This window comes from Serratia rubidaea, from assembly GCF_016026735.1.
Taxonomy (GTDB): domain Bacteria; phylum Pseudomonadota; class Gammaproteobacteria; order Enterobacterales; family Enterobacteriaceae; genus Serratia_B; species Serratia_B rubidaea.
On the sequence record NZ_CP065640.1, the window covers coordinates 2,818,768 to 2,832,104 of the forward strand.

13 protein-coding genes are annotated in these 13,337 nt (G+C 61.3%); 9 read left to right on the forward strand and 4 right to left on the reverse strand.

All coding sequences use genetic code 11. The features are described 5' to 3' along the window. Positions 1 to 822 carry a pyridoxal phosphatase gene (locus tag I6G83_RS13185; protein WP_054307071.1) on the reverse strand — a complete coding sequence of 274 codons (822 nt, stop codon included), beginning with the start codon at positions 820 to 822 and terminating at the stop codon, positions 1 to 3. 174 nt (positions 823 to 996) lie between these two features. Here I6G83_RS13185 and pgl point away from each other — a divergent pair, with 174 nt between their 5' ends. From pgl to I6G83_RS13200, 3 genes are all read left to right on the forward strand, one after another. Beyond that, complete coding sequence (gene pgl, locus I6G83_RS13190) at positions 997 to 1,989, forward strand: 6-phosphogluconolactonase (protein WP_015671391.1); 993 nt, start codon at positions 997 to 999, stop codon at positions 1,987 to 1,989. A gap of 410 nt (positions 1,990 to 2,399) precedes the next feature. After that, positions 2,400 to 2,858, forward strand: a complete 459-nt coding sequence (locus I6G83_RS13195) for an STM2901 family protein (protein WP_054307683.1) — start codon at positions 2,400 to 2,402, stop codon at positions 2,856 to 2,858. Then, the gene (locus tag I6G83_RS13200) at positions 2,852 to 3,187 is read left to right on the forward strand and encodes a DUF1493 family protein (RefSeq protein WP_054307682.1); all 336 of its coding nucleotides are present in this window, start codon (positions 2,852 to 2,854) and stop codon (positions 3,185 to 3,187) included. The genes I6G83_RS13195 and I6G83_RS13200 overlap by 7 nt, the downstream gene beginning before the upstream one ends. Positions 3,188 to 3,319: 132 nt before the next feature. On the opposite strand, the gene I6G83_RS13205 is transcribed toward I6G83_RS13200, so the two are convergent. After that, a complete protein-coding gene (locus I6G83_RS13205; protein ID WP_015671394.1) occupies positions 3,320 to 3,802 on the reverse strand; it encodes a kinase inhibitor in 483 nt (160 codons plus the stop codon). A gap of 262 nt (positions 3,803 to 4,064) precedes the next feature. Between I6G83_RS13205 and I6G83_RS23680 the strand changes: the two genes are divergently transcribed. After that, positions 4,065 to 4,466, forward strand: a complete 402-nt coding sequence (locus I6G83_RS23680; protein ID WP_015671395.1) for a YkvA family protein — start codon at positions 4,065 to 4,067, stop codon at positions 4,464 to 4,466. A 3-nt stretch (positions 4,467 to 4,469) separates the two neighbouring features. On the opposite strand, the gene bioA is transcribed toward I6G83_RS23680, so the two are convergent. Beyond that, positions 4,470 to 5,744, reverse strand: a complete 1,275-nt coding sequence (gene bioA / locus I6G83_RS13215; RefSeq protein WP_054307681.1) for an adenosylmethionine--8-amino-7-oxononanoate transaminase — start codon at positions 5,742 to 5,744, stop codon at positions 4,470 to 4,472. Positions 5,745 to 5,834: 90 nt separating this feature from the next. On the opposite strand from bioA, the gene bioB reads away from it, so the two are divergent. Genes bioB through bioD form a run of 4 tightly spaced genes read left to right on the forward strand, consistent with a single transcriptional unit; the run spans position 5,835 to position 9,442 of the window. Next, positions 5,835 to 6,872 (forward strand): biotin synthase BioB, encoded by a 1,038-nt coding sequence (gene bioB / locus I6G83_RS13220; RefSeq protein WP_054307680.1) that lies wholly within the window; start codon positions 5,835 to 5,837, stop codon positions 6,870 to 6,872. Next, a complete protein-coding gene (gene bioF, locus I6G83_RS13225) occupies positions 6,873 to 8,024 on the forward strand; it encodes an 8-amino-7-oxononanoate synthase (RefSeq protein WP_054307679.1) in 1,152 nt (383 codons plus the stop codon). It begins immediately after the preceding gene. Beyond that, positions 8,008 to 8,775 (forward strand): malonyl-ACP O-methyltransferase BioC, encoded by a 768-nt coding sequence (gene bioC, locus I6G83_RS13230; protein ID WP_054307678.1) that lies wholly within the window; start codon positions 8,008 to 8,010, stop codon positions 8,773 to 8,775. The genes bioF and bioC overlap by 17 nt, the downstream gene beginning before the upstream one ends. Further along, positions 8,768 to 9,442, forward strand: a complete 675-nt coding sequence (gene bioD, locus I6G83_RS13235; RefSeq protein WP_054307677.1) for a dethiobiotin synthase — start codon at positions 8,768 to 8,770, stop codon at positions 9,440 to 9,442. The genes bioC and bioD overlap by 8 nt, the downstream gene beginning before the upstream one ends. A gap of 32 nt (positions 9,443 to 9,474) precedes the next feature. Here the strand turns inward: bioD and I6G83_RS13240 are convergent, their stop codons facing one another. Beyond that, positions 9,475 to 10,185: an ABC transporter ATP-binding protein gene (locus I6G83_RS13240; protein WP_015671401.1), complete on the reverse strand. Its 711-nt coding sequence runs from the start codon at positions 10,183 to 10,185 to the stop codon at positions 9,475 to 9,477. Between the two features lie 1,132 nt (positions 10,186 to 11,317). Between I6G83_RS13240 and uvrB the strand changes: the two genes are divergently transcribed. Beyond that, a complete protein-coding gene (uvrB, locus tag I6G83_RS13245) occupies positions 11,318 to 13,330 on the forward strand; it encodes an excinuclease ABC subunit UvrB (protein ID WP_054307676.1) in 2,013 nt (670 codons plus the stop codon). The last annotated feature ends 7 nt before the right edge of the window (positions 13,331 to 13,337 follow it).

Consider the following 13,337-nt stretch of genomic DNA (forward strand, 5'->3'; position numbering starts at 1 on the left):
TCAGGCCAGCACGCGGCTGCGGATCACTTCGGCGATGCCGGGCTGCAGGTGATCGGCAATGGTCAGATCGGCGCGCTGTTTGATCGCCTCATCGGCATTGCCCATCGCCACGCCGAGGCCAACCGCCTCCAGCATGCTCAGGTCGTTATAGTTATCGCCGAAGGCCACCACCTGATCCATCGTCAGCCCCTGAGATTCCACCCATTGGCGCAGGCGTTTGCCCTTGCTGTTGCCGTGTTTGGCGATATCCACCTGATCGTGCCACGACCATTCACAGGCCAGCCCCAGCTCTTTTTCCACCGTTTCGGCGAACTCGCGCAGCACCGCAGTATCGGCATGCGAGGTGGCGAATTTCCAGATTGAACGCGCGTCGTCGGCGGCCTGAGTCAGGCTGTCGACCTGCAGCAGCGTCGGGCGCTGCGCCGGCGGCAGTTTTTCCGCCCAGGCCAGGGTGCGGGTGACGTGGCCGCTCGGCTCCTGATACAGCATCGCATCGTCCACATACATCAGGCCGTGGATCCCGCTCTGTTTAAGCATCTGCAGCACCTGTTTGGCCTGCTCTTTCGGCAGCGGATCGGCCGCCAGCACCGTTTGCCGTTGGAAATCGTACAGATAGGTGCCGTTACAGCAGATGGCCGGCGTGTCCAGCTCCAGCGCCTGATAAAACGGATGAATGGCGACGTGATGGCGGCCGGTCACCACCACCACTTTGACGCCGGCGGCGCGCGCCGCCGCAAGCGCTTCCAGCGACTGCGGCAAGATACGTTTTTGAGTGTCCAGCAGGGTGCCGTCCAGATCGAGGGCGATAACGCGGTAGTTCATGGCTGTCTCTAATAATTAGTATGGAAATTAATCCGATAGTACACCCGATCAGCAACGGATAAAACCACAGGGAATTTGCTGATTCGTCAGGCTTGTTATGTGGTATTTGTCAGGTAAGCTAGAGAAAACCGATTGAGATGAAACCGGTTTCTCTTTTTCTCGTAAGGAGTCAACATGAAGCAAATCGTTTATGTCGCCAGCCCGGAAAGCCAGCAGATCCACGTCTGGCAGCTGGATGACGCCGGCGCGCTGGCGCTGCTGCAAACCGTCGACGTGCCGGGGCAGGTACAGCCGATGGCGATCCACCCGGACCGCACCCACCTTTATGTGGGCGTGCGCCCGGCGTTTGGCGTGGTGAGCTACCGCATTGAGCACGACGGCACGCTGCAGGAAGCGGGCATGGCGCCGCTGCCGGGCAGCCCGACGCACCTCTCCACCGATTTGCAGGGGCGCTATCTGTTCGCCGTGTCCTACAGCGGCAACAACGCCACCATCAGCCCGATCGGCCACGACGGCGTGGTCACCGCGCCGCTGCAGCAGTTGGATGGCCTGACCGCGCCGCACTCCGCCAATATCGACCCGACCAACCAGCTGCTGCTGGTGCCGTGCCTGAAAGAAGACCGCGTGCGCCTGTTTGACCTGAGCCTGGAAGGGAAGCTGACGCCGCACAGCCAGCAGAGCGTGGCGACCGCCGCCGGCGCCGGCCCGCGTCATATGGCGTTCCACGCCAACCAACGCTACGCCTATCTGGTGAACGAGCTGAACAGCACGGTGGACGTGCTGGCGATTGAAGACGGCGGCAAGCGCTACGCCACGGTGCAGACCATCAACGCGATGCCGGCGGACTTTGACGGCACCTGCTGGGCGGCGGATATCCACCTCACGCCGGACGGCCGTTTCCTGTATATCAGCGACCGTACCGCCAGCATCCTGAGCGCCTTCGCGGTGTCGGCAGACGGCAGCACGCTGAGCGTTATCGGCCACTATCCGACCGAGCAGCAGCCGCGCGGCTTCAACATTGACCACGGCGGCCGCTTTGTCCTCTCCGTCGGTCAAAAATCCGACCATCTGGCAGTGCATGAGATTCAGGCGGACGGCAGCCTGAAGGATCTGGCGCGTTACCCGGTAGGCAAAGGCCCGATGTGGGTCAGCGTGCTGGCGAAGTAAGCCTGCCGCAGGGGCGTGACGATTTTTCGTATTGCTGAAGATGCCCTTTATCGGCTGTTTAATGATCCCGGCTCCGGCCGGGATTAATTTTTGGCTTTTTGCCGCATGTGATGCACAGCAGGGCAATGATTGCCGCCGGCATAGTGCAGAGGCCGAGCAGGGATAACGCCGCTATCGGTGTTTGTCGAAGATAAATATGTTTTTATCCATGAGTCGGGGAAAGTATGGCAATACCCGTATAGCACGCCGCCCAATAATGAAAAACCGCGCCACTTAAAATGAGAAGCAATGCGGCATTATCAAACCCAATGAAATGTTACTTCACGACTTCACCTAACCCCCATATCGATGCATTGAAAACCCTAACACCATTGGTTATGTTGTGAGCAGGTTTAGTTGAGGGAATAGGTATGGATACCGTTGAAAAGTTAGGTGGGACATACTTTTATGCAGGCATGGAACGGCTCAGCGCCGGTGAACTGTTCTTCTGGATCTTTGTCGATAAAACCATGCAACAGCTTGGTGTCGCTGATGTTGGGGCGGTAGCCGCGATTGTCTCGGGTATGGCTGTATTACCGACCAGGCAAAAACCTGCCGACGCCAAAGAGGGAACGTCTCTTGCCAGCGTGGCTTCACGCAAGGTCTTTGGTAACGCCAAGTTCCCCTTTGGGATACGGTTGCCAACATTTATAGGAAACCCCGTCGTAGAAAGAGTAAGGCGAAAGATGGTGGCGAACATTGGTACTTTCGTTGGCCGGACGGTACCGGTCGTTGGCTGGCTTATCCTTGCCTATGATGTCTCCAGAATCAGTGCTGAGAGCGTTATCACCTACAATAAAATCGTGCGTGTAGAGGATCGCTTATGGTAGCCGAGGCGCTTGAAGAACGTGTTATTGCCCTTGTCAGAAAGCACTATGGTGCAGTTATTATTGGCCGGCAGCCTGTAATAACGCCGGATTCTGATATTGATACTGACATAGGAATGGAATGGTCTGATGCGGAAGAGCTGATGGAGGAGTTTTTTGAGGAGTTCTCCGTAGATAAAGCTGGGTTCAATATCGAAACCTATTACCCTGATCCGCCGATAAGCACCTTGTTCAAAAATTTGTTCAGGCGTGAAAAAGACCTGCCAGAAGCTCCCGCATTTACCGTTAACATGCTGATTGAATCCGCCAAGGTGGGGCGCTGGTTGTACTGATAATGCCGTCACTTGAGCAAGCCATTGGCATCCGTTCTGGTTAACAATGCCTGGTAACCATTAACCAGGCTTTAAGAAAGAAGCCGTCCGTCAAATCACGGAGCGCATCTGCCGCGCTCCGCGCTGTCGCTGTCAGCGGTAGAGCACCGTCAGGCTGGCGCTGCCCAGGCTGTGGAAATGCACGTTGAAGCCGACCATCGCGCCGCTGGCGTCCGCGTCGACCTCAATATGCTCTACGTCCAGCGCGTGGACGGTGAACTGGTAGCGGTGGCTTTCCCCCTGCGGCGGCGCCGCGCCGCCGTAGCCGGCCTTGCCGAAGTCGGTACGGGTCTGCAGCGCGCCGGCGGGCAGCCCCGGACGGCCGGAGCCGGCGCCGGTCGGCAGTTCGCTGACGTCGGCCGGAATATTGGCCACCACCCAGTGCCACCAGCCGGAGCCGGTTGGCGCATCGGGGTCGAACAGGGTTACGACGAAACTCTTGCTGCCCGCCGGCGCGCCGCTCCACGCCAGATGCGGCGACAGGTTTTCCCCCTGATAGCCCATACCGTTAAATACCTGCGCCTCCGGCATGGCGGCGCCGTCCTGCAGATCATTGCTGTATAAACGAAAAGTCATGCTGGTTTCCTGTTGGCGAATAAAAGCGAAGCTTCAAACTAGATCGTTTTGCCGCCTCGGCACAAGCCCGGCGTGGCGCTGATAGTCTGCGGCGATAACAACGATTTAACTTTTTGGCGACATTGGCAGTTGCGCGTCTGGCGGATTGTGCATAGAGTTAAACGCTGAATTTAGCGCCCGCCGGCAGGGGAACATCACGCCGGCTCGTGCGGGCGAAACCCTTAACAGACCGTAAGGCTGTCCATCCTGTAATGACGCCATCATGATTTCACTGAAAAAACGTACGCCGTGGTTTGGCTGGCTGCGCCGTTGGGCCAAAGGCATCAAGCGCGATATTGTGGCGCTGTGGCTGGCGGCGCGCGATCGCCGCACCCCGTGGTACGCCAAGCTGATTGCGCTGCTGGTGGCCGGCTATGCGGTCTCGCCGATCGATCTGATCCCCGATTTTATCCCGGTGCTGGGCTATCTGGACGATGTGATTCTGGTGCCGCTGGGCATTATGCTGGCGGTGCGTCTGATCCCGAAGCCGCTGATGGACGAGCTGCGGCAGAAGGCGCAGCAGCGTATCGATAACCCGCGCGGTCGCTTCGCCATGGCGATGATTATTCTGCTGTGGATTGGCGTGCTGGTCTGGCTGGCCCGCTATCTGGACCAGCACTGGTAATACTCAGTCCGCAATGGCCGCGATGGCGTCGGTCAGGCGGCTGAGCTGCTCGGGGCGGATAATATACGGCGGCATCAGATACACCAGCTTGCCGAACGGCCGGATCCACACCCCGCGTTCCACAAACTCCCGCTGCACCTGCGCCACATCCACCGCCTGTTTCATCTCCACCACGCCAATGGCGCCCAGCACGCGCACGTCCGCCACGTTAGATGCGGCCGTCAGCGGCAGCAGCTGCTGTTGCAGCTGCTTTTCAATCGCTGCTACCTGCTGCTGCCAGTGGTTTTCCGTCAGCAGCGTCAGGCTGGCGTGGGCCACCGCGCAGGCCAGCGGGTTACCCATAAAGGTCGGGCCGTGCATAAAGCAGCCGGCGGCGCCGTTGCTGATGGTTTCCGCCACGTGGCGGGTGGTCAGCGTGGCGGACAGCGTCATATAGCCGCCGGTCAGCGCCTTGCCCAGGCACAGAATATCCGGCGTAATGCCGGCGTGCTCGCAGGCGAACAGCTTGCCGGTGCGGCCAAAGCCGGTGGCGATTTCATCGGCGATCAGCAGCACATCGTGACGGTCGCACAGTTCCCGCACCCGGCGCAGATAGTGCGGATGATAAATGCGCATGCCGCCGGCGCCCTGCACCACCGGCTCCAGGATCACCGCGGCCACCTCGCCGGCGTGCTGTTCAAGCAGTGCGGCGAAGGGGGCGATATCCTGTTCATCCCACTCGTCGCCGAAGCGGCACTGCGGCGCGGCGGCAAACAGATGCGGCGTCAGGTAGCCCTGATACAGACTGTGCATGGAGTTATCCGGGTCGCACACCGACATCGCGCCAAAGGTATCGCCGTGATAGCCGTGGCGCAGCGTCAGGATCCGCTGGCGCTTTTCACCGCGCGCCTGCCAATACTGCAGCGCCATCTTCAGCGACACTTCCACCGCTACCGAGCCGGAATCGGCCAAAAACACGCACTCTAGCGCGGACGGCGTCATCTCCACCAGTTTACGGCACAGCGCGACGGCCGCCGGATGGGTGATGCCGCCGAACATCACATGCGACATTTTCTCCAGCTGCCGGGTAGCGGCCTGGTTCAGCTGCGGGTGGTTATAACCGTGGATCGCCGCCCACCAGGAGGACATGCCGTCCACCAGTTTGCGGCCGTCCGCCAGCTGCAGTTCCACGCCGGACGCCGCCTCTACCGGATAGCAGGGCAGCGGGTGGCTCATCGAGGTGTAAGGGTGCCAGATGTGGCGCTGATCGAAGTCGAGATCGGCGGGAGACAAGGACATAAGTTGTAAACCAAATCAATTACAGAATGGTTGACAGTATATCCACAATATCTAAACTGACGACACTTTTTTCGTTTTGGAGACGCCGTAATGGCCGACCGTATTTACTGGACAGTGGGGCAAGCCCAGGCCCTGTTTGATAAGCCGCTGCTTGAGCTGTTGTTTGAAGCGCAAACCGTACACCGCCGCCATTTTGACCCGCGCCAGGTGCAGGTCAGTACGCTGTTGTCGATTAAGACCGGCGCCTGCCCGGAAGATTGTAAATACTGCCCGCAAAGCTCGCGGTATAAAACCGGGCTGGAAGCGGAGCGCCTGATGCAGGTGGAGCAGGTGCTGGATTCGGCGCGCAAGGCGAAAGCCGCCGGCTCCACGCGTTTCTGCATGGGCGCGGCGTGGAAAAACCCGCACGAGCGCGATATGCCGTATCTGCAGCAGATGGTGCAGGGCGTGAAGGCGATGGGGCTGGAAACCTGCATGACGCTGGGCACGCTGGATGAATCCCAGGCCGGACGGCTGGCGGAGGCGGGGCTGGACTACTACAACCACAATCTGGACACCTCACCGGAATTCTACGGCAACATCATCACCACCCGCAGCTATCAGGAGCGTCTGGATACGCTGGACAACGTGCGCGACGCCGGCATTAAAGTATGCTCCGGCGGCATCGTCGGCCTGGGGGAGACGGTGCGTGACCGCGCCGGCCTGCTGGTGCAGCTGGCCAACCTGCCGAAGCCGCCGGAGAGCGTGCCGATCAATATGCTGGTCAAGGTCAAGGGCACGCCGCTGGCGGATAACGAGGATGTCGACCCGTTCGACTTTATCCGCACCATCGCGGTGGCGCGCATTATGATGCCGGCTTCTTACGTACGTCTGTCCGCCGGCCGCGAGCAGATGAATGAGCAGACGCAGGCGATGTGCTTTATGGCCGGCGCCAACTCGATTTTCTACGGTTGCAAGCTGCTGACCACGCCGAACCCGGAAGAAGACAAGGATTTGCTGCTGTTCCGTAAACTGGGGCTGAACCCGGAGCAGACCGCTACCGAGCACGGCGACAACCAGCAGCAGCAGGTGCTGGCGCAGCAGTTGCTGACGGCCGATAACGCCGAGTTTTACAACGCGGCGCCCTGAATGAGCTGGCAGCAACGTATTGAACAGGCGTTAACCGAGCGGCGCGCGAGCGCCGCTTATCGATCGCGCCAGGTAAACCGGGGCGGCAATGGCCGCCATATTCAGCTGCAGCAGCAGCGCTATCTCAACTTCTCCGGCAATGACTATCTGGGGCTGAGCCAGCACCCGGCGGTGATCGATGCCTGGCAGCAGGGGGCGCGGCAGTATGGCGTCGGCAGCGGCGGCTCCGGCCACGTAACCGGCTTTAGCGAGGCGCACCAGCAGCTGGAGCAGCAGCTGGCGCAGTGGCTCGGCTATCCGCGCGCGCTGCTGTTTATCTCCGGCTACGCCGCCAATCAGGCGTTGCTGGCGGCGCTGATGCAGGCGGACGACCGCATTCTGGCCGATAAGCTCAGCCATGCCTCGCTGTTGGAAGCGGCCGCTCACTCACCGGCGCAGCTGCGGCGTTTCCGCCATAACCAGCCGGCGGCGCTGGCGGATTTGCTGGCGAAACCCTGCGGCGGGCAACAGCTGGTGGTGACCGAAGGCGTGTTCAGCATGGATGGCGACAGCGCGCCGCTGGCGCAGCTGCAGCAGCTGAGCCGCCAGGCCGGCGCCTGGCTGATGGTGGACGATGCGCACGGCATCGGCGTCCACGGTGAGCAGGGGCGCGGCAGCTGCTGGCAGCAGGGCGTGCGGCCGGAGGCGCTGGTGGTGACCTTCGGCAAGGCGTTCGGCGTCAGCGGCGCGGCCATTGTGTGCGACGAGCCGCTGGCCGAGTATCTGCTGCAGTTCGCCCGCCACCTGATTTACAGCACCGCGATGCCGCCGGCGCAGGCCTGCGCGCTGCAGGCGGCGCTGCGCTGCGTGCAGCAGGGTGATGCGCTGCGCAGCCGGCTGCAGCAGCATATTGCGCGTTTCCGCCGCGGCGTGGCCGGCCTGCCGCTGACGCTGAGCGCTTCGCAGACCGCCATTCAGCCGCTGCTGGTGGGGGACAACCAGCGGGCGTTGGATCTGGCGCAGCGGCTGCGCGAGCAGGGCCTGTGGGTCAGCGCCATTCGTCCGCCGACGGTGCCGCCGGGCGGGGCGCGGCTGCGTATTACGCTGACCGCGGCGCATCAGGAACAGGATATCGATCGACTGCTGGAGGTACTGCATGCCATCAGCGCGTAACACGGTCAATAAACAGGCGGTGGCCTCCGCCTTCAGCCGCGCGGCGGGCAGCTACGACGGCGCGGCGGTGCTGCAGCGGGAGGTTGGCGAGCGCTTACTGGGGAGCGGCGTCGGCCATCCGGCGCGGCAGGTGCTGGACGCCGGATGCGGCACCGGCTACTTCAGCCGCCGCTGGCGGGAACTGGGCAAAGAGGTGACGGCGCTGGACCTGGCGCCGGGCATGCTGGCGTACGCCCGCAGTCAGCAGGCGGCGCAGCACTATCTGCTGGGGGATATCGAACATATCCCGCTGCCGGATGCGGCGGTCGATCTCAGCTTCAGCAGCCTGGCGGTGCAGTGGTGCAGCGATTTGGCGTGCGGGCTGGCGGAGCTGCGCCGCGTCACGCGCCCCGGCGGACTGGTGCTGTTTTCCACCCTGGCGCAGGGGTCGCTGCATCAGCTGGGCGATGCCTGGCAGCAGGTTGACGGCGAGCGCCATGTGAATGATTTCCTGCCGCTCGCGCAGATTGAGGCCGCCTGCGCGGCCTACCGTTATCGCCTGGACCCGTGCTGGCAGACGCTGCATTACCCGGACGTGATGACGCTGATGCGCTCATTAAAGGGCATCGGCGCCACGCACCTGCATCAGGGGCGCGATGCCGGGTTGCTGTCGCGTCGCCGCCTGGCGGCGCTGCAGGCGGCCTATCCGCGCCAGCACGGCGAATTTCCGCTCAGTTATCATGTGGTTTATGGAGTGATTTATTGTGATTAAGCGTTGGTTTGTCACCGGCACCGACACCGAAGTGGGCAAGACTATCGCCAGCAGCGCGCTGCTGCAGGCGGCGAACCTGGCGGGCTTTCGCAGCGCCGGATATAAGCCGGTGGCCTCCGGCAGTGAGATGACGCCGCAGGGGCTGCGCAACGAGGATGCGCTGGCGTTGCAGCGCCACAGCGGCGTGGCGCTCGCCTATGATGAAGTGAACCCTTACACCTTTGCCGAGCCGACGTCGCCGCATATCGTCAGCGCCGATCTGCAGCAGCCGATTGAGTTTACGGTGATGTCGTCCGGGCTGCGGCGGCTGGAGCACTGCGCCGACTGGCTGCTGGTGGAGGGCGCGGGCGGCTGGTTTACGCCGCTGTCGGCGACGCAGAGCTTTGCCGACTGGGTGACGGATGAGCAGCTGCCGGTGATTCTGGTGGTGGGCATGAAGCTCGGCTGCATCAACCATGCGCTGTTGACCGCGCAGGCCGTGCGTCAGGCGGGGCTGCCGCTGGCCGGCTGGATCGCCAACGATATCGCGCCGCCGGGCAGGCGCCACCCGGAGTATCTGGCAACGCTGAGCCGCCTGCTGCCGGCGCCGCTGCTGGGGGAGATCCCGCACCTGGCGGAGATTACGCAGCAGCCGCTGGGGCATTATCTGGATCTGTCATTACTGTAAACGGCGGCGGGCCATACGCCCGCGCCATCGCATCATACCGTCAGGTAGGCGTCAATCAGGGCGTCATCCAGCTGCGCCAGCGTGCCGTTCGCGACGTTGCGCCCCTGATCCAGCAGGCAAAAACGGTCGGCCAGGCGGCGTATCAGCGTCAGGCGGTGCTCCACCAGCAAAATGGTCATTCCCCATTCCCGGTTCAGCCGCTGTACGGCGGCGCCGATTTCACTGACGATCGACGGACGCATGCCGGCGGTCGGCTCATCCAGAATCAGCAGCTCCGGCTCGCGCACCAGCGCGCGTGAGATCGCCAGCTGCTGCTGCTCCCCGACGGACAAATCGCCGGCGCGCCGCAGGCGCATGGCCGCCAGCGTGGGAAACAGCTGGTAAATCAGCGGCGGGATACGCTGCTGCGACGGCCTGCCGGCCAGCAGCGCCACCTGCAGATTCTCCTCGACGCTGAGTTGCGAGAAGATCTGCCGCCCCTGCGGCACATAGGCGATGCCCAGCGCCGCACGCTGCTCCACCGCCTGCGGCAGCAGGTTTTTCGGCGCTTCATCGGCGCGCTGCCAGGTCATACTGCCGCTGACCACCGGCAGATGGCCGACAATACAGTTCAGCAGCGTGGTTTTACCGACGCCCTTGCGCCCCAGCAGGGCGGTGCACTGGCCGCGCGGCAGCTCCAGATTGATATCCCACAGCGTGTGGCTCGGCCCATAAAACTGATTGACTGAACGCAGGCTCAACATACGGCATTCTCCTTACCGGTCGGTTGTTCACTCATGCCATCGGGGCAAGGGTATGGCATTGCCCCGCGCGACTGACGCTTGCTTTCCCGAGTGTTTTAACGTTCAGAACCCAATGCCGCCCGAAACGCGGCAAAATGATACCGGAGTCCGGCGGAAAGGGCGTTTTTCAGCGTTCTCGTGTGCTGTTATTGCCGCCCGGCGCGCTGTCGAGCGCGGCCGCCGTCTGATGCCCGCCTTTTTTGTCGGCCCGGCGGTTATTCCTGATAGCAACTCCCGGGCCAATATTATCGTCCGACGTGAAAAACGCGTGATTGTTATCGTCATGTTAAGCTTTGGCTGCGCTGCGTCTGGCCTGTGCAGACTGGGTAAAATGGCGACAAAAGTTAAAATGGACGTTTTTTGCACTACGGCGGTGCCGCGGCGAAACCTAATGGTGCAATAGCGATGGGGGTATCGGCGGCGTCAGTCGGCGATCCGGCCGAATGCGGGATTGGCAATGGGGGCTGTTAGTCTTTATAGGTATAAACAAAGCAATAAAAGTGTCAAAAAATAACTAAAAAAGCGATTTGGGATCGTTTCAAGGGCAAAAAGTGTTTTTTCTGTAACTCCCGTGGCTGGCGGGGTGGTGTGAGTTATCCACTATTCCTGTGGATAACCTTGTGTATTAGATTTAGAAAAGCGGCGGGAAGCGAGAGAGGACGCGGCTTCTGTTCGCATTGTCCGGATTCTCGTCTTTTTGTTAATTCTCTTTTATATCAACTAATTAACTAAAATCAAGACGTTGTGTAAGCGGTTAATGTCGTATGTATGATTTTTCGACACTCTGCTATCAAGAAGTTAATTTGTCGCGCGATCTGGGGATAAATCTGTTATTGACAATAAAAATGTCACCGAAGCGTAACCTTAACGGTGCAACGTCCCGAATCTCCCCGGCGGCAATGCCACGAATCCGCTTGAAGCTGGTTTTATATCCAGTATCATAGGGGCTGGCGAAAAACGCCGCGGCTTTCCATACTTATTGGCTGCCCGGCGTGCCGACGCGGCGCTCTGCACCGTTAGCCACGCGCAACCCGATGTGCCGACGCCGCTCGTCTCTGTCTTCTTGCCGCAACGCCAATGACTTTGGGTATCTATGAGTAAATTATTCAAACTGCATTCAGACTTCAAACCGGCCGGCGATCAGCCGGAAGCGATCCGCAAGCTGGAAGAGGGGCTGGAGGACGGGCTGGCGCACCAGACGCTGCTGGGGGTGACCGGTTCGGGGAAAACCTTCACCATCGCCAACGTGATTGCCGATCTCAACCGGCCGACGATGGTGCTGGCGCCGAACAAAACGCTGGCGGCGCAGCTGTACGGTGAGATGAAAGCGTTCTTCCCGGAGAATGCGGTGGAGTATTTTGTCTCTTACTACGACTATTACCAGCCGGAAGCCTACGTGCCCAGCTCCGACACCTTTATCGAAAAAGACGCCTCGGTGAACGAACATATCGAGCAGATGCGTCTTTCCGCCACCAAGGCGCTGCTGGAGCGGCGCGACGTGGTGGTGGTGGCCTCGGTGTCGGCGATCTACGGCCTGGGCGATCCGGATCTGTATCTCAAGATGATGCTGCACCTGACCCAGGGCATGCTGATCGACCAGCGTTCGATCCTGCGCCGGCTGGCCGAGCTGCAGTATACGCGCAACGATCAGGCCTTCCAGCGCGCCACCTTCCGGGTGCGCGGCGAGGTGATCGACATCTTCCCGGCGGAATCCGACGAGCTGGCGCTGCGCGTCGAGCTGTTTGACGATGAGGTGGAGCGCCTGTCGCTGTTTGACCCGCTCACCGGCCAGGTGGATCGGGTGGTGCCGCGTTTCACCATCTATCCGAAGTCGCACTACGTAACGCCGCGCGAGCGCATCCTGCAGGCGATGGAGGAGATCCGCACGGATCTGGCGGAGCGGCGCAAGGTGCTGCTGGCCAACAACAAGCTGCTGGAAGAGCAGCGGCTGTCGCAGCGCACCCAGTTCGATCTGGAGATGATGAACGAGCTGGGCTACTGCTCGGGCATTGAAAACTACTCGCGCTACCTCTCCGGCCGCCAGCCGGGCGAGCCGCCGCCAACGCTGTTCGACTACCTGCCGGCCGACGGCCTGCTGGTGGTGGACGAATCGCACGTCACCGTGCCGCAGATCGGCGCGATGTTCAAGGGCGACCGCTCGCGTAAGGAAACCCTGGTGGAGTACGGTTTTCGTCTGCCGTCGGCGCTGGATAACCGGCCGATGCGCTTTGAGGAGTTTGAGGCGCAGGCGCCGCAGTCGATCTACGTCTCGGCCACGCCGGGCAAATATGAGCTGGAGAAATCCGGCGGCGAGGTGATCGATCAGGTAGTGCGCCCGACCGGCCTGCTGGATCCGGTGGTTGAGGTGCGGCCGGTGGCGACGCAGGTCGACGATCTCTTGTCCGAGATCCGCAAGCGCGTGGCGATCAATGAGCGGGTGCTGGTGACGACGCTGACCAAACGCATGGCGGAAGATCTGACCGAATATCTGGAAGAGCACGGCGAGCGGGTGCGCTATCTGCACTCGGATATCGATACCGTCGAGCGGGTGGAGATCATCCGCGATCTGCGCCTGGGCGAGTTTGACGTGCTGGTCGGCATCAACCTGCTGCGGGAAGGGCTGGATATGCCGGAAGTGTCGCTGGTGGCGATTCTGGACGCGGATAAAGAGGGCTTCCTGCGCTCCGAACGCTCGCTGATTCAGACCATTGGCCGCGCCGCCCGTAACCTGAACGGCAAGGCGATTCTGTACGGCGACAAGATCACCGACTCGATGGCCAAGGCGATTGGCGAAACCGAACGGCGTCGCGCCAAACAGCAGGCGTATAACGAAGCCAACGGCATCGTGCCGCAGGGGTTGAACAAGAAGATCGCCGATATTCTGCAGCTGGGCCAGCCGTCACCGCGCGGTAAGGGCAAAGGGAAGGGCAAGGCGGCGGAGAGCGCGGCGCAGTATCAGACGCTGACGCCGAAAGCGCTGGAGCAGAAAATTCGCGATCTGGAAGCGCAGATGTACACCCACGCGCAAAATCTGGAGTTTGAACAGGCGGCGGCGCTGCGCGATGAGATCCACCAGCTGCGCGAGCAGTTTATCGCCATCTCCTGATGCAGTC

What these genes read in the sequence shown, in the direction of transcription:
- I6G83_RS13185 (WP_054307071.1), bottom strand. Translation starts at nt 822, where the DNA reads ATGAACTACCGCGTTATCGCCCTCGATCTGGACGGCACCCTGCTGGAC.
- pgl (WP_015671391.1), top strand. Translation starts at nt 997, where the DNA reads ATGAAGCAAATCGTTTATGTCGCCAGCCCGGAAAGCCAGCAGATCCAC.
- I6G83_RS13195 (WP_054307683.1), top strand. Translation starts at nt 2,400, where the DNA reads ATGGATACCGTTGAAAAGTTAGGTGGGACATACTTTTATGCAGGCATG.
- I6G83_RS13200 (WP_054307682.1), top strand. Translation starts at nt 2,852, where the DNA reads ATGGTAGCCGAGGCGCTTGAAGAACGTGTTATTGCCCTTGTCAGAAAG.
- I6G83_RS13205 (WP_015671394.1), bottom strand. Translation starts at nt 3,802, where the DNA reads ATGACTTTTCGTTTATACAGCAATGATCTGCAGGACGGCGCCGCCATG.
- I6G83_RS23680 (WP_015671395.1), top strand. Translation starts at nt 4,065, where the DNA reads ATGATTTCACTGAAAAAACGTACGCCGTGGTTTGGCTGGCTGCGCCGT.
- bioA (WP_054307681.1), bottom strand. Translation starts at nt 5,744, where the DNA reads ATGTCCTTGTCTCCCGCCGATCTCGACTTCGATCAGCGCCACATCTGG.
- bioB (WP_054307680.1), top strand. Translation starts at nt 5,835, where the DNA reads ATGGCCGACCGTATTTACTGGACAGTGGGGCAAGCCCAGGCCCTGTTT.
- bioF (WP_054307679.1), top strand. Translation starts at nt 6,873, where the DNA reads ATGAGCTGGCAGCAACGTATTGAACAGGCGTTAACCGAGCGGCGCGCG.
- bioC (WP_054307678.1), top strand. Translation starts at nt 8,008, where the DNA reads ATGCCATCAGCGCGTAACACGGTCAATAAACAGGCGGTGGCCTCCGCC.
- I6G83_RS13240 (WP_015671401.1), bottom strand. Translation starts at nt 10,185, where the DNA reads ATGTTGAGCCTGCGTTCAGTCAATCAGTTTTATGGGCCGAGCCACACG.
- uvrB (WP_054307676.1), top strand. Translation starts at nt 11,318, where the DNA reads ATGAGTAAATTATTCAAACTGCATTCAGACTTCAAACCGGCCGGCGAT.